This is a genomic window from Collinsella sp. AF28-5AC (genome assembly GCF_003457875.1).
GTDB lineage: Bacteria > Actinomycetota > Coriobacteriia > Coriobacteriales > Coriobacteriaceae > Collinsella.
Genome location: NZ_QRTA01000007.1, coordinates 89,091 through 111,026, shown reverse-complemented (window position 1 = coordinate 111,026; position 21,936 = coordinate 89,091). Strand labels below are relative to the sequence as shown.

The following is a 21,936-nucleotide window of genomic DNA, read 5'->3' as shown; positions in this document are numbered from 1 at the left end:
ATCGCCCCTTTACGCCTGCTGCTCGGCAGCGGCGGCCTCGGCCTGGGCGCGCTGCTCGGCGGCCTCGCGCTCGAAGGTCTCAAAGCCGTTCTTGTCGATCCAGGGGATGAGCGAGGCGTCGTCCTCGCGCACGATGTGGCCCTTGACCATAACGTGGACGCGGTCGACATCCAGATGCTCCAGGATGCGCGTGTTGTGCGTGATGATGAGCATGGAGCCGTCGCAGCTCTTGCGGTAGGCGTCCATGCCGTGGCTGACGGTGGACAGGGCGTCGACGTCCAGGCCGGAGTCGGTTTCGTCCAGGATGGCGAGCTTGGGCTGCAGCAGCAGGAGCTGGAGCATCTCGACCTTCTTCTTCTCGCCGCCCGAGAAGCCCACGCCCAGCTCGCGGTTGAGGTAGGCGGTGTCCATGTTGAGCTCGGCCGCGAGCTCCTTGACGCGACGGCGGAACTCCTTGCCCTTCATCTCCAGGCCGGGGCGGCCGGCGATGCTGGCGCGCAAAAAGCTCGACAGCGGCACGCCCGGGATCTCGACCGGAGCCTGGAAGCTCAGGAACAGGCCGGCGCGCGAACGCTTGTCGGTGGTGAGCTCGGTGATGTCTTGGCCGTCAAAGACGATGCGGCCGTCGTTGACCGTGTAAACGGGGTCGCCCATGACCAGGTGGCCGAGGGTGGACTTGCCGGCGCCGTTGGGTCCCATCAGCACGTGGGTCTCGCCGGCGGCGACGTTAAGGTTGACGTTGTGGAGGATGGTCTTCTCGTCCACGGAGGCGGTCAGACCTTCGATGGAAAGCAGCGGATTTGCGCTCATGCTGTCCCTCTCTGTATATGGTGTACTCATAGGTGTACTAAACCCTAGGAATCTTCTCGGAATAAAGTTACTATGGGTTCGGCGTTAGTCAAGGGAAAACCCGACTAATCCACTCGACTTTTTAGATGAGGGACATAAAATCAGGTTTGTTTGCCCCGCGTGCATAGGATTTGGGCAAACAAGCCTGGTTTTGTCCCAGTAACGATGGGAGGGTAGGTATGCTCATTTCTTCTAAGGGCCGCTATGCCCTCCGACTGATGATCTATATCGCGGCGCTGGGCGACGCCGAGGGCAAGATTGCCCTGCGCGAGGTTGCCGACCGCGAGCATATCTCGCAAAAGTATCTGGAGCAGCTGGTTCGTCCGCTTATGAAGGCGGGCCTGCTTAAGAGCGTGCGCGGCAAGGGCGGCGGCTACATGATGGCCAAGGACCCGGCCGAGGTGCGTGCCGGCGACATCCTGCGCGCCGTCGAGGGCAGCACGGCTCCGGTGGCGTGCGACGGCATCGACAACAGTTGCGCCCGCAGCGATCTGTGCTCGACCGTCAAGTTCTGGCGCGGTCTGGACGACGTGATCGAAAAGTACGTCGACGGCGTGACGTTGGCCGACTTGGCCGCCGTCCCCGAGATCAACTTTGACATTAAGCTGTAGGTTGAGCGCAATTCCTTAAGATTTCGCGGAGGGTTGTTGCCGTTTACCGAGGGGTTGTTGTGCAACAACGGGCGAGCTGCAATACTTAGTTTTATCTTTGCAAACTGCACTTTAACTACACCAATGCAGGGAGGATCTTATGCAGCCCAAGCATTCTGCTATTGTCGCGGGCCTGACGCTGGCGCTTTCGTTTAGCGCCGTTACCGCGCCCGCGCCCGCCGCTGCCGAGGAACCCACGCCGGGCGTTGCCTCGGATGCCACCGATATCGACAAAGGCCTCTACACCCAGCAGTCCTTCTCGGGCGTGCTGAGGTCGGTCCAGGGCGTTTCGTTTGTAAACGTGACTCCCGAGATGAAGTACTTTACCAAGTACGAGAGCCATGGCAACTACAACCAGGGCTTTTCGTATGGCGACGGTTATAACGCGCTGGGCTATTACCAGTTCGACCGCCGTTGGTCGCTCATTCCGTTTATGAAGCAGGCCTACAACTACAACCCCGAAAAATACAGCATGCTCAAGGATGCGATTGATCGCGGCAGCGAGATTTCCAACGCGAGCAATGCCATGTACGAGAACGGCCAATTTACCGAGCTGGGCCATATCGCGCAGGATGCCTTCCAAGGTGCGTACAACACCGATCCTGTTGAGTTCTCAGCACTTCAAGATGCCTATGCGTACAACTCGTACTATGCGGTGACCGAGGCGTGGCTCAAGAGCGGCCTGGGCATTGATATTTCGGGCCGCGCCGATTGCGTCAAGGGCATGGTGTGGAGCATCACCAACATGTGCGGCACCGGTGGCTGCAGGGACTTTTTCCGCTGGGCGAATCTTTCCAACGATATGTCCGACCGCGAGTTTGTGACGGCGCTCTCCAATAGCGTGGTCAACAATGTCGCCACTAAGTTTTCGAGTCAGCCCCAGTATCATGAGGGCTGGAAGAATCGTTATAAAAATGAGCTGAAGGACTGCTTGGTTTTTATCGCCGAGGATGAGGCTGCCGCTGCGACGCCCGTGCAGCCCGAGCCCACACCGGCGCCCTCGCCGACACCTGATTCGAATGGCGACTCGAGTGACGATGTCAACGATGACAGGATGGATGCGCCCTCGACCGATGCTGACGGTAATGGCTCTGCTGGCGGCACTACCAACGACGGCTCTACCTCGAACGGCTCCGATTTGAACGGCTCTGCTGCGGGCGATTCGTCTTCAAGCTCTGCCGGCAATACGGACAGCGCCGCCTCTGGTTCGACCGACGCTGGTTCCTCTGATTCTTCCACTGGTTCGAGCGATTCGTCCGTTGGCACCGGCTCTAACAACGGCTTCGGCTCTGACGCAACCCCTGATTCCGATGCTTCCAAGGACGACTCGAATAAGGCGCCGGACGCTCCCGTTGCTTCGCCGGACAAGAAGCCTTCTTTCTCCGTGCAGCTTGGTTCTACGTTGGGCTCTTCGCTGATGGCTGGCGTCAATAATGGCTCGACTCAGAACAAGGACAACTCTGATCAGGTTTCCATGGAAAAGACCGAGGCCGCAAAGGGCGACTCAAAGGACAAGGCTTCCGAGAAGGCTGAATCCGATAAGGGTCCTAGCTCTGATGAGAAGGGCGACAAGTCCGCTCAGAAGAAGGACGAGGATAAGAAGTCTGAATCTGAGAAGAAGGACGAGAGCAAGACCGAGGGCGAAAAGAAACAGTCCGAAGACGACGACAAGAGCGGCGCTGATAACCAGGTTCAGGAGCAAAATGACTCCAAGACGGTGACCACTACAACCACGACGACTACAACGACCAAGTCATCTGGCGGCAATATGCCCAAGACGGGCGACTTGATCGTGATGGCGAGCCTTGCCAGTGCGAGCTTGGCTACGCTGGGCGCTACGTCCATCGTGAGCGGTAAGCATAAGCTCGATCAGCAGAAGAAAGCTTCTGGGGAGGACAGCTCGGAGGAGTAGCCTCTCGGTTGCCAGATAACTAAAGAGTCGGAACGGGGTCCGGTGCGAATGCATCGGGCCCCGTTTTTTGTTGTGCAACGATTAGTTGTGCCCCCTCACACCTCTTGTTGCTACCGTTGCCCGATATGTTCGCGCGGCGACATCGGTACGCGCGAGGCGGTCATTACAATTGGCATCGTGCTGCGATTTAGGGGGGAACGTTTTGGTGTCTGAACAGGCAAATAATGGTTGTGCTGCCGGCTTTGGCGTGCGTTTGATCGGCTGTGATGACGATGCGATTTTGCCCATTGGCATGCACGACTATGCGGAAGCTCTTGGTTGCTGCATGCTGGTCGACAAGACCATGTTTATTGCCGATGTGTTGGACTGCGACGCGTCCGTTGTGGTGTGCTGTCGACCCGAGGGTTTTGGCAAGAGCATGAACTTGTCGATGCTCAGGGCTTTTCTGGAGCGTCCAGCGGTCGGTCGCGCTGGTCAGCGTTTGTTTGCCGATGCTCAGATTTGGGATGCAGACGGCGGGCGCTATCGGGATGAGTACGCTTGCTATCCGGTGATATCGCTGGACTTTTCTAGCGCTGCGAGGCGTGGCCCCGCTGTTGCCGGCGCCGTGCGCGATGCCCTTTCGGGCGAGTGCGCTCGATTGTTGGCGCTCTTGGAGGCTCCGGATTTAGCTCGAGACAAGGTGCGTCACATCGAACGCGTTGCGCGTGGCGCGGCGAGCGAGGATGAGGTCGCCTCGGTGCTTGGCGTGCTCATTGGGCTGCTGGAGATGGCCTGCGATGAGCAGGTTGTATTGCTCGTTGATGGGTACGACGCGGCGTGGTTGGGCCGTGCGAGCGCGAGGGGCGCTTCCGGCGCCGATCCGGCAGGGCTATTCGATCGTGTGCTGTTCGACGCCATTGCCACTGCGCGCGATTCGTTGCGGCTGACGTGTCTGATGGGGGAGCGTCCCAGTCCTGCCGAAGCGGCGCTTTCGTCGCGCAGTTGCTCGTATTGTCTGTCGACGCCGCTTTCGACGTGGTGTGACCGTTGGTTCGGCTTTTCGGATGCCGAGGTCCAGGCTCTGTTGAATCGTGCTGGGCGCGAGGAAAACCTTGATGATGCGCGTGAATGGCTCGAGGGATATCGGTTTGGCAGGGTCTATTGCTCGAGTCCGGCGCGCGTGATCGGTTTTCTGGACCGAGGCTGCACGGCGCCTGTGCGCGCCGATCTGTATGGGTATGCGGATTGCCTGAGTAGGGTAGTTGCCGGGTGGAATCTCGACCGCCTTTCGGTCTTGTTTGATTTGCTCGAGGCCCATGGGTGCGCTGAGGTCCCGCTTTGTTTGGGCACTGCAGAGCCAGATGTCTCGCCTGACGATGGCATGTGGACAGCGCTGTATCTGTCCGGTTTTCTCACGACGGATATGACTGAGGAGCCAGAACATGGCGATCGCCTCCGTGCTTTGCGATTGCCCAATAACGAGCTTCGCCAGGCCTTGCGTCTAGTGATTATTGAGTGGTTTGAGTGTGCTGCCGAAGACATTCGAGACGTCGATGCGTTTCGCGACGGGTTGTGCCGTGGGGACGAGGATACGGTGAGGCGGGCGCTAAGCCGCATCCTGGGAGATGCGGGAATCGGTGCGACCGACCCAGATGCGCCGCTGCCATATCATCTGCTCTTGCAGGGGCTCTGCTTTGGCTTGCCGGGCTATGCCAATCCTGCCTCGAGGCGAAAGTGTGGCGCGGGTCGCTGGGACATCCAGGTTTTCCCTACGGGTGCTGTGTTCGACGTAGCAGATACGATTGGCATGCTGGACGAGCGCCCGCTGATAACGATTAACTTGATGTATGACCCCGATGTGGATGCGCTGGGCCTGGAATTGCTGGCCGTGCAGTCGCTACTCGACATAGAGCGCGACGGCATCGACGAAATCCGTGTGCCGCGCCCCGGCGTGGGTCGCATGCGCTGGGGGTTCGGTTTTGATGGGCAGCATGTGGCTACGGTGTGCCAGCGGCTTTAAGCGCTGAGGTGTTTCCGGCTTCCGTTACTCTGCGTCCTTCATGGGCGGCATGGGCTCCCAGTCGGGGTCCTTGATAATCTTGCGGGCGTCTTTCATGCCACGGCGCAGCGCCGGGATGCCGGTCTTAAAGCACTTGTCAACGGCAGCCAGGCGAATGAATTCCTTGCAGAAGGTCGCGGCGTTGCCCAGACGGAACAGCACGGGGTGATAGTCGCCGTAGATCTGCATGTAGCGGGCGAGGAAGCCTCGGTTGCGCATAATGTAGTAGCGGTTGGTGTCGCTCGTGGAGTTGAGCTGGCGCTTGCCGGCGATATCCCAGTTAGAGACGGCGCGGGCGCGCTTGAGAACCACGTCGGCAACAACGGCGGCGGAGAAGTGCTGGCTGGCCACGTAGCCATAGCAGGCATCGTCGCCGTAGATAAAGAAGCGCGCGTCGGGCAGGCCGATCTTGTCGACCACGCGGCGCGAGAACATGCCGCCCTCAAAGCACAGCTGGTTCATGGTGCGGTAGCCCTCGGGACCCAGATCCCACTTGGCGACTGGGTTGGGAATGCCGAGCGAAAGGATGAGTTGGTATTGCCAAAAGAAGGCGCCGCCGTCAAAGTCTAGGCGCGAACCCTGGATGACATCGTAGCGGTCGGTCCACTTGGCAAGACGCTCGATGCCTTCGGGGATGACGAGCACGTCGTCGTCCATCACCCAGAACCACTGGGCGCCCAGGTCGTAGGCGCATTTAGTGCCGGCGGAGAAGCCGCCCGCACCGCCGCCGTTTTCGAGCTGCGGGGCGTAGATGACGCGGTCGGTGCCGCCCTGCGCGTCGGGCTGCTCGGTGTCGATGCCCCACAGGTTGGCCAGGCGCTCGTTAAATGCGGCGCACATGGCCTCGGTCTCGCGCGAATTTTCGTTATCGACAATCACGATGCGCCAGGGCGCGGCAGTGAGCTTGGTCATAGAGTCGAACAGGTTGGCCAGGAGTTCCTGGCGCTTATAGGTGACGACAACGATGGCGAGCTTGTCGATGGGGGCGGGAAGGGTTGAAGGCATGGGGCAATATATCCTTTCACGCGCGGCGGGCGAGCGCTGCACGGAAGCTATCGAATACGTCCTTGGGACTGTCCTATTGTAAAGGCTCGGCGCACCTTGGCGGCAAGCTTTGAATAAAACGCAGGAACCTGCCATGGGCCCGCCGCATGATGTGGGGCTGCTTTGCCCGCAAGAGGCTCCATAGATTATATAAACGCCCGCTGGCGCGCTGACCCTTTGATACCATGAAACGACAGGTATTTCCTAAGGAGCACATTTGTCTACTAACGCCTCTGGCAGCCCTGTTCTGTCGCTACTTATTCCCATTTACAATGTTCAGCGCTACCTGCGCGAGTGTCTCGATTCCGCCATGGCGCAGACGCTCAAGGATATTGAGATCATCTGCATTAACGACGGGTCGACCGACAACTCGCCGGCGATTATCCGCGAGTATATGGAGCGCGATGGGCGCGTCAAGATGATCGACAAGGTCAACAGCGGCTACGGCGACTCAATGAACCACGGTCTGGAGATGGCGCGTGGCAAGTACGTTGGCATCTTGGAGTCCGATGACTTTATGGCGTCCGACGCACTCGAAAAGCTTGTCTCGGCCGCCGATAGCAATAATGCCGACTTTGCGAAGGCGAACTTTGATTTCTACTGGTCTAAGCCCGAGGAACGCCGTTCGCTGCACGAGATGTTTAGACCTCAGGATTGTGGCAAGCCAGTGCATCCGAGCGATACGACGCAGTTCTTTAAGCAAAAGCCATCGATTTGGTCGGCCGTGTACCGTCGCGATTTTCTTGAGCGCAACGGCATTACGTTCCTGCCGACTCCGGGGGCATCCTTTCAGGACACGTCATTCGCCTTTAAGGTAATCGCGTGCGCCGATAAGGCTGTTTACCTGCACGATGCCGTGCTGTCGTATCGCCAGGACAACGAGAATTCCTCGGTCAATTCTTCGGCTAAGGTCTTTTGCGTCAATACCGAGTATGCCGAGATCGAGCGTTGGATTCGAGAGGATTATGCCCGTGACCACGCAAGTGATGACGTCGCGCGCATGCTCAAGTTCAATCAGCTCATTAAGTACGATTCGTATATGTGGAACTACGTGCGCCTGGCGCCTAAGTTCTATAAGGAGTTCCTGGTTCAGATGGCCAAGGAGTTCCAAGCGGCCTTGGACGCGGGGGAGTTTTCGCTTGACGACCTCAAGCCGTGGAAGCGCGCAAATCTCGCTGCCATCCTCAAAGATCCTGAGGGCTGGGTTGACGAGCATCCGAGTTTTGCGACGGATGGTGCCTTGGGGCGTGCTAAGTATTACGCCTCGGTTGGAGGCCCAGGCGTGGTTGCTGCCTTCCTCATCGAATCGCTGAGGGGGTAGGTCGACATGGGAGAGACTTTGACCCCCAAAGCGACCATTGTCGTCCCCGTTTACAACTCTGCGCGCTCCATTCAGCGATGCCTCGATTCGCTGTTGGCTCAGTCCGAACGCTCGATTCAGGTTGTCTGCGTCAACGACGGTTCGACTGATGATTCGTTGAACGTGTTGCGCCAGGTCGCGCAGGCCGACGATCGCGTACTGGTGATTGACCAGGAAAATGCGGGTGTCTCGTGTGCTCGAAATGCCGGTATCGATGCCGCCGAGGGCGAGACCGTCTTTTTTGTGGACGCCGACGATTACATCGATGTCCAGACGGTCGTGCGCGTACTGCATGCCATGGAGTCTGCAGATGCCGAGGCCGCCGTTTTTGGCGGCGTCTGTGAGCCAGCCGATGCTGCCCCCAAACGCGTCCAGCAACTCATGAGCCCCAAAGCCGGTACCTTCGGCGCCCGTGATCCCCAACTGCTGTTCCATTCGAATGCGCAGCCCTATGCCTGTCGTGCGGCTTTTTCGCGCGAGCTGCTCAATCGCGAAGGCATTCGCTTCGCCCCCGGTTTGGCTTTGGGCGAGGATGTCGTCTTCCAATTTGCGGCTTATGCGCTTGCCCGCAAGACCGTCGTCATGCCGGATAAGTTCTACCACTACGTGATGGAGAGCGAATCGGCGACGCACGAGTTCAACAGTGTCGAGGCTCGCGCCAAAAAGCTTGACGCCCACATGAGGATGCTCGAGGAGGTCTTGGAGGACTGGGCGGCCTACGGTCTTTTGGACCTGTGTCCCGGCGAGCTGATAACTTGGTTTTTGGACCTCATTGTGTTCGACCTGGCGCGCTTGGATGCCGATGACTTCCATCGCGTGGCGGCTCGCGTCAACATGGACCTTACGACGTTTTTGGGAACGAAGTGGGCGGATATGCCCGCTAAGGGCGCCGTTCGCCGTGTTGCCCACAAGCTCGTTGCAGCGACCTCGGGCGTTTCGATGGCAGACGCCACGCTGTTCTATCTTTCGACTCGTGGTCTCAAAGCCTGCCTGGAGCGCTTTATCTAATTCCAAGCGCTGCCGCCCGCCGCAACTCGGCTGCTAAAATAACCCTGTTACACGCTATTCAACAGGAGGTTCTCTTGCAGAACTCTGATACCCCTAAAGTTTCGCTGCTTGTTCCCATCTGCAATGTTGAGCGCTACCTGCGCGAGTGCCTCGATTCTGCCGTGGCGCAGACGCTCAAGGACATCGAGATCATCTGCATCAATGACGGTTCCACCGATAGCTCGCCGGATATCATTCGCGAGTACATGGAGCGCGACCCCCGTGTAAAGATGATCGACAAGGCCAACAGCGGCTACGGCGACTCGATGAACCGCGGCCTGGAGATGGCGCGCGGCGAGTACGTGGGCATCCTTGAGTCCGATGACTTTATGTTTGAGGATTCGCTCCAAAAGCTGGTCGCCAAGGCCGATGCCGAGCATGCCGATGTGGTAAAGGGCGACTTTTACCTGTATTGGTCCACGCCCAGCGAGCGCCGTGAGCTGTTTGGGATTATTGACGAGCACATGATGGGCACGGCGTATCGCCCCGTCGATCGCCCGGGCATCTTCTACCGCAAACCTTCCATTTGGTCGGCTATCTATCGGCGCGAGTTCCTCAACGACAATCAGATTCGGTTCCTTCCCACGCCAGGTGCTTCGTATCAGGATGCGGGTTTTAACTTTAAGGTCTGGGCTTGCGCCGAGCGTGCCGCGTTTATTGCGGACCCCATTTTGTGCTATCGCCAAGACAACGAGAAGAGCTCCGTTAATTCGCCCAACAAGGTGTTTTGCGTGTGCGACGAATATGCCGAGATGCAACGCTTTTTGGACGAGCGTCCCGAGCTCAAGGCTCAGCTCCAGGGCATTTTAATGCGCATGAAGGTCGATACGTACCGTTGGAATGATGAGCGTCTGGTCGATGAACTGCGTGAGCAGTTTTGGGAGAAGGCTTCCCCCGAGCTCAAGGCCGATTGGGATGCCGGTCGTTTTGACCTGTCGCTGTTCGATCCGCGTGGCGAGACCGACTTGCGCCTGATGGTCAAGTCGCCCCGCGCCTATATCGATTCGCGCTTTGACTTTAAGAAGCCGGGCAAGCTCAATACGTTTAAGCACTACTTTAAGATCGGCGGCCTACCGCTGGTCTGGCGCGTGCTGACGTATCAGCGCACCTACGGTGATAATCCGCACCCCGATGACGTTCCGGTCGCACAGTAGGAGCACTTGACTATGGCTACCCCCAAGATTTCCGTTGTCGTTCCCATCTATAACGTGGAGGAGTGCCTGGCCTGGTGCCTGGACTCCCTACTTGCGCAGGACATGCCCGATTGGGAAGGCGTGCTGGTCAACGACGGCTCGCCGGACGGTTCGCGCGATATTGCGGCTGCCTATTGCGAAAAGGACGCGCGCTTTACGCTGGTCGATAAGGAGAATGGCGGCCTGTCGAGTGCGCGTAATGCAGGCATCGCTGCGTCCACGGCGCCTATCGTTGCGTTTTTGGATTCCGACGACCGGTTTACGCCCGATGCATGCCGCGTGATCGTCGGTGCCTTTGAACGCGAGGATTGCGACGTGTTGACCTTTGGCGCGAATCCGTATCCGCTGGAGGCGGGATATCCGTGGCTTAACTATGTGCTGAGCCCGCGCGATGTATCGTTTGAAGGCTATAACTCTGACCTGCTGTTTAAGGAAGCGTCTCGCCCCTTTGCATGGCGCACCGCCTGCAAACGTGAGTTTTTGCTGGGCAACGGGATCGTGTTCGACGAAACCGTCAAGTATGGCGAGGACCAGGTCTTCGATTTTGCCGTGTACGGTCGTTCGCGCAAGACCGCGCTTATCTCGAACAAGCTGTATGACTACCGCGTGGCGCGCAAGGGTTCGCTCATGGACACCATGCGCTACGATGACGAGACGCGCCTGCTGGAACACGTGAAGATTTACTCCGCGGTGCTGGCTGACTGGCAGCGCGACGGTCTCGATGTCCAGCATGCCGAGGACCTGGCGTACTTCCTATGCGATCTGGTGCTGTACGATGCGCTCAGATTGCTGGGTTCGGACTGCGGCAAGGTGTTTGCTGCCGTTGCCACGGCGCTTGCCGGTTCTGCTGTGGGCAGCGATGCTGCGCTCGCACAATGCGCTCCTTCTGTTGCCGCTATGGTGCGTGCGGCGCTTACCAGCAAGGCCCCCAATGCCCGTGCATGCAAAAAGCTCATGTTCGATTACGACGTCTTGAGGTTTGGGCGCCTGGGTGCCTGCAAACGCATGGCAGCGAACGCCCTGGGAAAGCGAGAAGTGTAGATGAGTATCAAGCGTTTGGCACTTTGCCGCAGTCAGGGCCGTCTGTTTGTGCTGCTTCGTTTTGCCGGTCAGGATGTTGCGGGGCTTATTGAGCAGGAGGGTCCCCAGGCTTTTGCTCGTGCGACGACCGATGGCGCTTGCGTGCCGTCTTTGACACTGCCGGCCGATCATGGCCGCGTGCTGGCGCTTTGCCCTTCCGTTTCCGATTACGAGCGCGAGTTCGCTGTCTTGGTGCTTCCGTTTTTGGATGGTTCCTCAATCGACATCGCATTTGCATCCGGTGGCCAAAGGTTGGGCTCCATTCGCCTCGATAGCCGCGTGGCCAAGCTGGAATCCAAGATTAACTACAAAGCAAAGCCTGCGCTGTGTGCGCTTATCCGCGATGCGCAGCGTGGCGAACACTGCGGCCGCTACGAGATCGATGCCATTCGCTATTTGCCGGCAGACGCCGGCGCGGTGTGGCGCTATGAGGTTACCTGGGCGGGAGACCCTCAGTGCGCACCTGAGCTCCAGATCTTCGATACGCATATGAATGCGATTGATGCCACCGTGCATGTGTTTGAGTCGCAGGTCGATGTGCCGCAGCGCAACGGTTGCCACGTCAATAAAACGTATCTGAGCGTTGAGATGCCTCAGGGTATACGAGATTTTGTCGCGATTGTGAGCGATCCCACGAAGCAGATCCAGAGCGGGTTTTGCGCCATGGATGGTCGCCTGTGCAACGGCATGGTCGACGACAGCTGGAACCGCATGAAAGATGCACGCGCTGACGACGCAGCTTATCGACGTTGGTTTGAGCAGCATCGCGCAAAGCCGGGCGATCTGGCATGTCAGCGTGTCGCTTCGGCGGCCTTTGCCTATAGGCCGCTCGTGAGCATTGTGGTGCCGTGCTACAAGACCGATCGAGTCTACCTGCGCGAGCTGCTGGACTCGGTGCTTGCCCAGAGCTATGACAACTGGGAATTGCTCCTTATGGATGCCTCACCTGACTGGGATGCGGTTGCCGACCTTGCGGCAGGCGCCCACGACGAGCGCGTTCGTCGCATTGGGCTGCCCGGCAACGGCGGCATTGTGATCAACACCAACGCAGGTATTGAACAAGCGATGGGCGACTACATCGCGTTCTTGGACCACGATGACATTCTGGAGCCGGACGCGTTATTCCACTATGTTTCCGCGCTGAATAAGGCGGCCGAGGGCGAGCGCCCCCAGGTCTTGTTCTGCGATGAGGACATGTTTCAGAAAACGGGGGAGTGGGGCCAGCCGGTCTTTAAGACCAAACTCAACGTTGACCTGCTCTATAGCCATAACTGCGTGACGCATTTCCTGATGGTGGAGAAGGCGCTCATCGACCGTATTGGCATGTCGCCGGAAGACGTCGCGGGCGCCCAAGATTACGACCTTACGCTTCGCTGCCTTGCGGCGGGCGCGCGGTTTGAGCATGTCGCGCACGTGCTGTATCACTGGCGCGTTCATCCGGGATCGACCGCCGATGGCTCTGCCGATAGCAAGCCGTATGCTATTGAAGCCGGGCGCCTTGCGCTTCAGCGTCACTTTGACGCGCTGGGCATTCACGGAACGGCCGAGGAGACCGAGACGCCGTTTGTCTACCGCATGCGCTATGCGCTGCCGGAGCCTGCGCCGCTGGTGAGTATTGTGATTCCCACCAAGGATCACGTTGAGACGCTCGATGCCTGCGTGATGTCGATCGCCCAGAAGGCAACGTATGCCAACTACGAGATCGTCTTGGTGGAGAACAACAGCGAAGCCCCGGAGACGTTTGCGTATTACGAAACCCTGCCAGAGCGCGTGGCTTCAGCATCCGAAGGCAAGGGCATCGCGCGCGTTGTGTACTGGCCGGGCGAGTTCAATTACTCTCAGATCATCAATTTTGGCGTGGAGCACGCCAAGGGCGACTGCCTGCTGCTGCTCAACAACGATACCGAGGTCATAAGCCCCGATTTTATCGAAGAGATGATGGGGTATCTGCAGCGTCCCGGTGCGGGCGTGGTGGGCGCCAAACTCTACTTTGCCGATCATCTGGTGCAGCACGCTGGCATTGTGGTCGGTGTGCGTGGCGCACTTGCCCATGCCAACCAGGACTTCTCGGCAAAGCGCGAGGGCTATCTTGCCCGTGCCGTGCGCCCGGGCAACTTTAGCGCCGTGACGGGTGCCTGCCAGATGGTGCGACGCGACGTATTTGAGCAGGTCGGAGGCTATAACGAGGAATTCGCCGTCGGTTTTAACGACGCAGACTTTTGCCTGCGCATGTGGGAGGCGGGCTACCGCACCATCTTTACGCCCTATGCCGAGCTGTACCACTATGAGTTCACCTCGCGCGGCAGGGAAGAGGCCAACGAGGATAAACTGCGCCGCTGGAAGCGCGAGCAAGCACTGTTCATGCAGCGCTGGCCGGAGTTCTTCTTGACGGGCGATCCGTGGTTGGGGCCAAACTTATCCGCTGAGAGCGAGTACTTCTCGGTCTAAGGCAATGGTTTTTAGGAAGTCCTTAACTTTCTTTCGCTATGAGCTTGGAAGAAAGCAAGGTTGTACTACTTGTTAAGACAAATTACGAAAGCTCGATACTTCCGCGATAAGTTTATACAGTCTTATATAACTCGATATTATCCGATATACTCTACGATAAGCTTATAAGGCTAAGATTGACCGATAATCGATTGTCTTGAGAGGCAAACAAGTGAGCGCCACAGCATTCCATAACCCGTTTCGTCCCACTGCCGGCGCTGAGCCTCCGCGCATAATTGGTCGTGATGATATTGCCCTTGAGTTTACTGAGAGTTTGAATGCGGGAATCGGTGCACCTGCGAGGCTCATGCGCATTGCTGGACCGAGGGGCTCCGGAAAAACTGTTTTGCTCTGTGATCTTAGGGATCGTGCTCGAGAGCTTGGATGGAAGACCGCTATTGTCTCTGCTGGCCCTAACCTATTGCTGGACTTGAGGGATCAGGTTGCTGATTCTTCCCTTGCGACTAATGCTTCGGTCGGCGTAAACGCCGGCTTTGTTTCCGCGAAAGTCGACGTTGTGCCCAAAGAGTCGAGCCTTAGAAAGTTGCTGAGATCGGCGGCGAAATCATCCAAGGGTCTTTTTATTGCCATCGATGAAGTTCAGGACGCTCCGATTGACGATATGCGTGCCATTGCGTCTACGGTTCAACTTTTGATAGGGGAAAAAGTAGATATTGCACTTGCCTTTGCCGGCTTACCCGCCGGCGTTATGGATCTTATTAACGGCAAGGCGCTTACGTTCTTGCGTCGTGCCCTCCCCGAAGATCTGGTGCCTATCAACCAGGTGGAGGTAGCGCTCTCTATGGGCGACAGCTTTATCGCGACTGGCTTGACCATAGAGGACGATCTTCTGTCGAGAGTCGCTAAGGCCACTAAGGGCTATGCCTATCTGGTGCAACTGGTCGGTTATTCCATTTGGCAGCGCGCCAACTTGCATCGTGCCAAAAGTGCCATTGTGAGCGAGCGCGACGTCACCGAAGGCATTGCGCTGGCAGAAGCTCGTTTTCACGATGTTGTTCACGAGCCCGCGATTTCTGGACTGGGACTTAACGATATCAAATACCTTTTGGCGATGTGTGAGGACAAACAACAGTCCAAATCATCCGAGATTGCTAGGCGCATGGGTAAAAAGACCAATGAGGTCAGCTCTATTAGGGCAAAATTGCTACAAAGAGAGGTTATTCAGGCACCACAGAGGGGCTACGTGCAGTTTGCCGTGCCGGACCTAGATATCTATCTGCGAGAGAACGCCGAGGAGATTCTCGAACGGTTCTAAATCGAGTGAGGGCGACGCCATATTCTTTAAGACTGCTCTCAGCGTCGATTGCCGTATCGGGTTTTTCTGGGCCGTCAATCCCCGTGATAATAGAGATGTGGCACTCTTCGTCGCCCGCTAATCAGATTCCGTCTATCTATAGCATTGCGTGTTTTAATTTGCAGCAACAAAGATACCATTCGCAAAGCGCGAGGGCTATCGCTGTCACGAGCTCAAGGCGAGATGGGCGGCGGCGTGCCATGATGTATTTGCATGAGCGTCCGGCTGTTTAATAGGTATTTACAGTTAGGATAAAATTAGATCTGTTATTTCATCAAATACGCTGGAGAGCGCAATGAATAGTCCTATTCGTCAACAAGATATGTGCGATCAAAAGCCTTGGCTTACTCCTTGGGAACAAGTCTCCCATCTTAAGAGCAAGGGTGTCCGTTTCCGCTATATGAGCGAGGCAGAGGCGGTCGAGTATCTGACGAAGAACAACAATTACTTTCGCTTGCGCTCGTACCGCACCGGATTTCCAAAGGTTTCTGATGGAAAACGCAAGGGTGAATATGTCAACTTAGATTTCAAGATGCTTGTTGACCTTTCGATTATTGATATGTTGCTTCGAAACGAGATGATTTCGCTCACTCTTGATATTGAGCACTTCTGCAAAGTTGACTTGCTGGGCAGGATAGAGCAGCATGCCGAGGACGGTTACGAAATCGTTCAAGACTATTTAAGCGAGCAGGATACATTTGATAGCAAGGGGAATGTGACTAACTGGGTCAAAAAAGAGATTTCACGTTGTGAGTCGAGTGCCTATTCTGCAGGCATTCTTGCAAAATACAGTGGTTTTAATATGCCTGTCTGGGCCTTTCTGGAAGTTATTACCTTTGGCGCCTTTAATTCATTCATTTTGTTTTGCGCCAAACGGTTTGACGATGATGAGCTTCGCGATAGGTTTTATTTGCTTCGCGCGGCAAAAGATCTCCGCAACGCGTGTGCTCACAATAGTTGCATTCTTAATGGTCTTGCTTCGGGTGAGAATGCCCGAAGGGCAAATAACGGTGTTATGAAGGCATTGAGCAAAATAGATGGGGTTGGCTCTTATCAGCGTAAGGCAAGGATGAGCAATGAGAGAATACGCCAGATTGTCACAACGCTATATCTGCACAAAGAGGTGTCGTCTAAAGGCGTTATTAAGCACAAAGCACAATCGCTTTCCAAGTTTATTTCTAGGGCAAATCGCAACATCAACTACTATAAAGGTGCGGAGGTCATAACTTCCTCCTTCTCGTTTTTGTCGAAAGTGATCGGCGCATGGTATTTGTGTGACGCTGAAGATATGCCTTCTTGCGATTCCTAGGCATCTGGTGCAAAATATTTCCCACTTCGAAAAGCGGTTCGGCCGTTTTGCAAGGGGGCTTCTCTTTATGGGACGCCCTCTATTTTTTTATGCCGCGCAAATCGGAAGATATTACGTGTTCGGTTACTGCTTTTTTTCAATCCCCAACGGTTGTAGATCAATACCTACCGCTCGCACTTGTTGCTTAACAAATGGCGAGGTTGGTGGGCTAAGTTAGTGACAGTGTTTTGTTGGAGGAGGGCAAATGCCCTATGCTGAGCTGTGCCACTACGAGTTCACCTCGCGCGGCAGGGAAGAGGCCAATGAAGAAAAACTGCGCCGCTGGAAGCGCGAGCAGGCGCTGTTCATGCAGCGCTCGTCGGAGCTCTTCCTCAACGGTGATCCGTGGTTGGGGCCGAACCTATCTGCCGAGAGCGAGTACTTCTCGCTTTAGTGCGAAGTAATGCCAAGTTCCGGCAAAGTATCCTCAAGGGCTGCAAGAGCGGTGGGGTTCAAGTACTCCTCGTTCAAGCGCTCTTGTCATATCGAAAACGTGCCTCATGATTTTTACAGGTGGTTGTATTAAATCGGTTCGCTTATGTGCTCGGTTTGACTCAGAAGCTATTTGGCGTAACGATTGAGGTGTGGCGACTCATATTTAAATTGCAGTCACAAAGACACCTTTTATCGATTTCCCGTTGAAATACTGAATTGATAGTTTAAAAATAACTTAAGAGAGCCTTAAATCTCGGAGAAAGGATGTCGTATGAAAAACCTTCGAGAAAGATGGCGCGGACTAACAGTGCTGGGAGTTGTTGCATTTGCCGCTGCCTGCATGACGGTTGCCCCGGCGCCCTCATTTGCTGATATTGCTGGCGGTGGCGGAGGCGGTGGACCGATTACGGAATGGTGTTCCGACGGTCGTCCGAAGACTGGACTCGTTCGGTGCGAGGACGGCAACCTTCGCTATTTCGATCCCAAGACTGGCGCCATGGTCACGAACCAGTGGCATAACGATTACGAAGCCGTCTGGTACTATTTTGGCGCTGACGGGACCGCAGTTTCGGGCTGGCAGTCTATCGGTGGGGACAAGTACTACTTCTACCCCGAAAGCCATGATATGGCATACGGCCGAGTTCAAATTGACGGCAAGAACTACTTCCTGAACACCCCTGGCGCCAACGCCGATGGCCGCATGCAGCATGGCGGCTGGATCTATGACTCCATTTATGGAAAGTGGCTCTATGCGACTTCCAACGGCGAGTTGTTGACCGGTTGGCAAAATATCGATGGAACTTGGTACTATTTCAACGAGTACGGTGTTATGTTGACCGGATGGGTCAACGATTCGGGGACATGGTATTACGCTAACGCCTCCGGCGCGATGGTCACCGGCTGGCTCAACGTTGGCAGTACGTGGTACTACCTCGACGGCTCGGGCGCCATGTCCGCTAACAGCTGGCGTAGCCTCGGCGGCTCCTGGTACTGGTTCGGCGACTCCGGTGCAATGACAACTGGTTGGTTCTTGGCAGGCGGCTCTTGGTACTATGCGAGCGGTTCGGGCGCTATGGCAACCGGCTGGCTCAGCAATGGCGGCGCGTGGTATTGGCTCGGAGGTTCGGGCGCTATGGCATCTAACTCTTGGGCCAACGTTGGTGGAGTTTGGTACTGGTTCGACGATTCCGGCGCGATGGCCACCGGCTGGCGTCAGATCGGCGGCGCCTGGTACTACTTTAACGGTTCCGGCGCTATGGCCCACGACGCCTGGGTCGGCGACTACTATCTCCAATCCTTCGGCGCCATGGCCATGAACGCCTGGGTTGGCTCCTACTATGTCGGCGAGGACGGTAAGTGGATTCCGGGCTACGGCCTAGTTTGGTATAAGAACGGAAGCGACGTTTACCATACGCAGAAGTGCCGTACCGTTGGCAAGGACGCAAAGGGCTATTTGCATATTTCTATCCAGGAGGCCCAGAGGCGTGGTGCTTCACGAAAGTGCAAAAACTGCCGGTAAATTGGCTAGCATATTATTGAGCTAGTTTTGATTTAGGCCCCGTTGCCCTGAGGTGACGGGGCCGCTGCGTGATTGGATACCGTGCTGCTATGAAGAAATGGTCATTCGGGGTGCTGGTCTTTTCGGGCCTTGTTTCTTTGGGGCTCCTTTTGGGTTCGTCCTCGATGTTATACGCCCTTGATTTGAATAACACTGACGAAGGTCCCGCATCTAACGTTGCTATTGCTTCTGTCGAGTCAGACGTTGATGCTCAGCGCGAATCGACCTTCGCTGTCGAGCAGAACTCTCGGGTGGATAATGAGACCCCTTCTGAGGTCTCGAATCAAATTGTTTGGCATCAGGGGTGGATATCACCCGAAGAAGGGGCTGGTTTTTGGCGTTGGGGCTTGTCCGACGGGACAATCGCTGTTTCTTCTTGGAGACATATAAACGGTAGCTGGTACTGGTTCGACGACGAAGGTCGAATGGCTCAGGATGGATTGGTCCAAGTCAGGGGTGCGACTTATGGATTCTCTTCTTCTGGTGCAATGCTTATCGGATGGCATCTTGATGCTTCTGTCTGGCATTATTTTTCCAGCTCTGGCGCTCTGGTAAAGGGCTGGCTCTCGGATGGGGGTCGTTGGTATTGGCTTGATCCTGCAGACGGTTCTATGGTCACCGGGCTGAATGAATGCAATGGCACCTCTTATATCTTTAACAGTTCAGGGGCCATGCTATCCTCCCAGTGGGCTCTTATTGACAACAACTGGTATTACGCTGACTCCAACGGCTTACTGCATGGAGGCTGGTTACTTCTAGGGAATTCTTGGTATTACCTGGATCCAGGAAGCCATATTATGCTCACGGGCTTTATGCAAGTGGAGTTGTCCACCTATTTCCTTACGAGTTCAGGCGCCATGGCAACAGGCTGGGCACTTGTTGATGGTACTTGGTATTACGCCGCATCAAATGGAGCTATTCAACGAGGACGATGGATAAAGTTCGGAAGCGCCTGGTATTACCTTGATGATGTATCCGGCGCAATGTGTACTGGTGAATTCGCGGTAGGAAACACGCGCTATTTTTCTTATGATTCCGGTGCGATGGCATCTTCGTGCTGGATTAACTTGAGCGACGGTATGGCATGGGCGAAATCGTCTGGAGCACTGAGCGAGCCGTTGCCTACTTCATCTGATGGATCTCCCGTAGTCGCTGATCGTGCTGACTCGTCTTCATTGCCAGGTGTGATTCATATTGGAGACGCGGTTTTCTATGCGGATGCAAACGGTGCCGTCAATGTAGCATCTGGTTGGATTATGTCGAAAGACGCTTCTGACGAAAGCGGCAATACTTGGTATTACGCATCTTCCAATGGTGTCCTTAAGTCTGGTTGGCAATATGTTAACGGTGCGTGGTATTGGATGGATCCTTCCACCTACAAGATGAAGACCGGATGGCTCAATGACCGCGGCACGTGGTACTGGCTTCAGCCTTCGGGCGCTATGTTTGCTAACGGGTGGCTGAAAATCGATGGCGTCGACTACTACTTCAATGCAAGTGGTGCATGGTTGAATACGTCTGGTTCTGTTTTGGGGGTTAATAGGTCCAGCCTGGTCAATTGGCTTATGAGCCACGAAAACGATGGCTATTACCGTGGAACACCCTACGATACGCATCTTAGCCAAGAAACATGCATGTATCCAAAGGGTGATCCTCGTTGGGATGGGTATACCGGTATGAACTGCGGCGGATTTGTATCGCATGCGTATATGAAAGCGGGCGGTAATTTAGCTCCCATTGCCGCCGAGCAGAGCCATTCCCCTTGGAGTGGAGGTCCCGGAAGGGGCGGCTGCGTTAACGCTTATCGTTGGTACGGCTACGCTATCGATACGTGCGCGAACGTGACTTATTTCAACTCTATTGATGAGTTGTTGCGCAGTGGCTTGGCTCGTAAGGGGGACATTGTGTTCTTCAATCCTTACAACCCATATGCCGACGATAGCCACATTGGCTTTTTCTGGGGCAATTCGCCGAGCGAAAATTTGTTCTGGCATAGTGATGGTTATGGAAACCGCATCTCCGGTTTGACCGCTTTGGGTCCATCGAAAGTAATATTGATTCGTTAGAATTCTGAGTTGCAGGGGACTCTCTGGATCCCCTACCTTTTTGACATCTAGTTTGAAAGTTTATTTGAAGTCGGTATTCTTGGGGGGGGGTAAGAGTAGGGACTAGGAGTCCTTGGTTTCACCCTGCTGGGAAGTTCTTGTTTACATTGTGGTATTGCGTGCAGTTATTTGTCGTCCTAGATGGCATCTTGTCCAGTTGGATGTTCGGAAATCTTTCACAGCCATGCTGTAAGCTAAACGCAAACAAGAACGAATGACGAGGTTTACATGAGCAAACATCTTAAGTTATTTTCGGCATTGTTGGTGCTGATGGTCCTTGCGCCCATTTCTGTGTTTGTTTTCCCCTCGAACGCGGAAGCTGCGCGGTCCCTAGTTGAGAATTCCTGGCGTTATGAGGATGGGCAATTGGTCGCAGAGGATGCTTCTTCCGAAGAAGATGGAATAGCCTTATTGTCCATGGACATTCTTCCCGATGGGGCTACGGCGCAGGGCATCGATGTCAGTGAGCATCAAGGACGTATTGACTGGAATGCTGTTAAGGCTTCTGGTATCGATTTCGCTATTCTGCGTGTTGGATTTGGCGCTCCATCTTGGGGCGGTCGAGTTGACTATCAATTTAATCGAAATATTTCTGAGTGCGAGCGACTCGGAATTCCCTACGGCGTCTATATCTATTCATATGCTTTTGATAATCAGCAGGCAGCCGATGAGGCATCAATGGTGATCAATTGCCTTTCTGGACATAATCCAAGATTGCCGGTGTATTACGATCTTGAGGATAACTCGATAATTGCAAATGGACGTCAAACCGGAATTGCATCGAGGGCGCAGGTTTTTTGTAATAGGATTTCTGCCGCAGGATATGAGCCTGGTATTTATGCAAATTTAAATTGGTTTAACAACATTTTGACTGACTCTGTATTTAAGAGTAGCTCTTGGGATCATTGGATTGCTCAATATAACTCGCAATGTGACTATACCGGCAATTACAGTTTTTGGCAGTATAAGAGCAACGGAAAAGTCCTTGGAATCAACGGCAACGTTGATATGAACTACGCGTATGTTGATGTCTCCCTTTATCATTGGCAACTAATTGACAGCACCTGGTATTATGCAGCCTCCAACGGCAAGGCGTATGCCGGATGGTTGTTTCAGAGCGGCACGTGGTACTGGCTCGAGCCCGACGCGGGCGGTGCCATGGCAACCGGCCTTCACGAGTGCAACGGCTCCCTGTACTGGTTTAATTCGTCCGGCGCCATGGCGACCGGGTGGCTCCTCGACGGCGGTACCTGGTACTACGCGACGGGATCCGGCGCGCTGGCGCGCGGCCCCGTATCCGTCGGCGGCGTGCCCTACTGCTTCGACGCCCGGACGGGGGCCATGCTGACGGGCTACCAGACGGACGCGCAGGGCGTCCGCCGCTACTTCGGCAGCTGCGGCCCCCTTAACGGATGGGGCCTCGTCGACGGCTCCTGGTACTGGTTTGCGAACGGCATCGCCTCGACCGGCTGGCTTTACACCGGCGGCTCCTGGTACTGGCTCGACCCCGAC

The 21,936-nt window shown here is 55.6% G+C and carries 16 protein-coding genes; 14 read left to right on the top strand and 2 right to left on the bottom strand.

Annotated elements, in window-relative coordinates:
* Positions 1 to 9: 9 nt before the first annotated feature.
* On the bottom strand, positions 10 to 810 hold the full coding sequence (gene sufC, locus DWZ01_RS06480) for a Fe-S cluster assembly ATPase SufC (protein ID WP_006235561.1): 801 nt from the start codon (positions 808 to 810) through the stop codon (positions 10 to 12).
* 218 nt (positions 811 to 1,028) lie between these two features.
* Between sufC and DWZ01_RS06475 the strand changes: the two genes are divergently transcribed.
* From DWZ01_RS06475 to DWZ01_RS06465, 3 genes are all read left to right on the top strand, one after another.
* A complete protein-coding gene (locus DWZ01_RS06475; protein WP_117770222.1) occupies positions 1,029 to 1,460 on the top strand; it encodes an Rrf2 family transcriptional regulator in 432 nt (143 codons plus the stop codon).
* 139 nt (positions 1,461 to 1,599) lie between these two features.
* Positions 1,600 to 3,411, top strand: coding sequence for a hypothetical protein (locus DWZ01_RS06470; protein ID WP_117770223.1), 1,812 nt, complete (start codon positions 1,600 to 1,602; stop codon positions 3,409 to 3,411).
* 205 nt (positions 3,412 to 3,616) lie between these two features.
* Complete coding sequence (locus DWZ01_RS06465) at positions 3,617 to 5,413, top strand: AAA family ATPase (RefSeq protein WP_147332631.1); 1,797 nt, start codon at positions 3,617 to 3,619, stop codon at positions 5,411 to 5,413.
* 24 nt (positions 5,414 to 5,437) lie between these two features.
* On the opposite strand, the gene DWZ01_RS06460 is transcribed toward DWZ01_RS06465, so the two are convergent.
* Positions 5,438 to 6,457: a glycosyltransferase gene (locus DWZ01_RS06460; RefSeq protein WP_117770225.1), complete on the bottom strand. Its 1,020-nt coding sequence runs from the start codon at positions 6,455 to 6,457 to the stop codon at positions 5,438 to 5,440.
* Between the two features lie 256 nt (positions 6,458 to 6,713).
* Here DWZ01_RS06460 and DWZ01_RS06455 point away from each other — a divergent pair, with 256 nt between their 5' ends.
* From DWZ01_RS06455 to DWZ01_RS06405, 11 genes are all read left to right on the top strand, one after another.
* Positions 6,714 to 7,817: a glycosyltransferase gene (locus DWZ01_RS06455; RefSeq protein ID WP_117848422.1), complete on the top strand. Its 1,104-nt coding sequence runs from the start codon at positions 6,714 to 6,716 to the stop codon at positions 7,815 to 7,817.
* Between the two features lie 6 nt (positions 7,818 to 7,823).
* Positions 7,824 to 8,864: a glycosyltransferase gene (locus tag DWZ01_RS06450; RefSeq protein WP_117848421.1), complete on the top strand. Its 1,041-nt coding sequence runs from the start codon at positions 7,824 to 7,826 to the stop codon at positions 8,862 to 8,864.
* Positions 8,865 to 8,938: 74 nt separating this feature from the next.
* Positions 8,939 to 10,057: a glycosyltransferase family 2 protein gene (locus DWZ01_RS06445; protein ID WP_158557005.1), complete on the top strand. Its 1,119-nt coding sequence runs from the start codon at positions 8,939 to 8,941 to the stop codon at positions 10,055 to 10,057.
* A gap of 12 nt (positions 10,058 to 10,069) precedes the next feature.
* Positions 10,070 to 11,137, top strand: coding sequence for a glycosyltransferase (locus DWZ01_RS06440; RefSeq protein WP_117848419.1), 1,068 nt, complete (start codon positions 10,070 to 10,072; stop codon positions 11,135 to 11,137).
* Positions 11,138 to 13,624 carry a glycosyltransferase gene (locus DWZ01_RS06435; protein ID WP_117848418.1) on the top strand — a complete coding sequence of 829 codons (2,487 nt, stop codon included), beginning with the start codon at positions 11,138 to 11,140 and terminating at the stop codon, positions 13,622 to 13,624.
* 211 nt (positions 13,625 to 13,835) lie between these two features.
* Positions 13,836 to 14,939, top strand: a complete 1,104-nt coding sequence (locus tag DWZ01_RS06430) for an ATP-binding protein (protein ID WP_233506186.1) — start codon at positions 13,836 to 13,838, stop codon at positions 14,937 to 14,939.
* Between the two features lie 334 nt (positions 14,940 to 15,273).
* Entirely contained in the window at positions 15,274 to 16,287 is a 1,014-nt protein-coding gene (locus DWZ01_RS06425; protein WP_117848417.1) for an Abi family protein, read from the top strand.
* A gap of 244 nt (positions 16,288 to 16,531) precedes the next feature.
* Positions 16,532 to 16,720, top strand: a complete 189-nt coding sequence (locus DWZ01_RS06420; RefSeq protein ID WP_117848416.1) for a hypothetical protein — start codon at positions 16,532 to 16,534, stop codon at positions 16,718 to 16,720.
* Between the two features lie 312 nt (positions 16,721 to 17,032).
* Positions 17,033 to 18,280, top strand: a complete 1,248-nt coding sequence (locus tag DWZ01_RS06415) for a hypothetical protein (protein ID WP_117848415.1) — start codon at positions 17,033 to 17,035, stop codon at positions 18,278 to 18,280.
* Between the two features lie 68 nt (positions 18,281 to 18,348).
* Entirely contained in the window at positions 18,349 to 20,385 is a 2,037-nt protein-coding gene (locus tag DWZ01_RS06410) for a hypothetical protein (protein ID WP_199412406.1), read from the top strand.
* 267 nt (positions 20,386 to 20,652) lie between these two features.
* Positions 20,653 to 21,936, top strand: a 1,284-nt coding sequence (locus DWZ01_RS06405; protein ID WP_304485484.1) for a GH25 family lysozyme, incomplete at its 3' end; no start/stop codon positions are given.

Bases quoted from the DNA above. Each gene is read 5' to 3' on its own strand.
- sufC (WP_006235561.1), bottom strand. From the start codon at position 810: ATGAGCGCAAATCCGCTGCTTTCCATCGAAGGTCTGACCGCCTCCGTG.
- DWZ01_RS06475 (WP_117770222.1), top strand. From the start codon at position 1,029: ATGCTCATTTCTTCTAAGGGCCGCTATGCCCTCCGACTGATGATCTAT.
- DWZ01_RS06470 (WP_117770223.1), top strand. From the start codon at position 1,600: ATGCAGCCCAAGCATTCTGCTATTGTCGCGGGCCTGACGCTGGCGCTT.
- DWZ01_RS06460 (WP_117770225.1), bottom strand. From the start codon at position 6,457: ATGCCTTCAACCCTTCCCGCCCCCATCGACAAGCTCGCCATCGTTGTC.
- DWZ01_RS06450 (WP_117848421.1), top strand. From the start codon at position 7,824: ATGGGAGAGACTTTGACCCCCAAAGCGACCATTGTCGTCCCCGTTTAC.
- DWZ01_RS06440 (WP_117848419.1), top strand. From the start codon at position 10,070: ATGGCTACCCCCAAGATTTCCGTTGTCGTTCCCATCTATAACGTGGAG.
- DWZ01_RS06435 (WP_117848418.1), top strand. From the start codon at position 11,138: ATGAGTATCAAGCGTTTGGCACTTTGCCGCAGTCAGGGCCGTCTGTTT.
- DWZ01_RS06425 (WP_117848417.1), top strand. From the start codon at position 15,274: ATGAATAGTCCTATTCGTCAACAAGATATGTGCGATCAAAAGCCTTGG.
- DWZ01_RS06420 (WP_117848416.1), top strand. From the start codon at position 16,532: ATGCCCTATGCTGAGCTGTGCCACTACGAGTTCACCTCGCGCGGCAGG.
- DWZ01_RS06415 (WP_117848415.1), top strand. From the start codon at position 17,033: ATGAAAAACCTTCGAGAAAGATGGCGCGGACTAACAGTGCTGGGAGTT.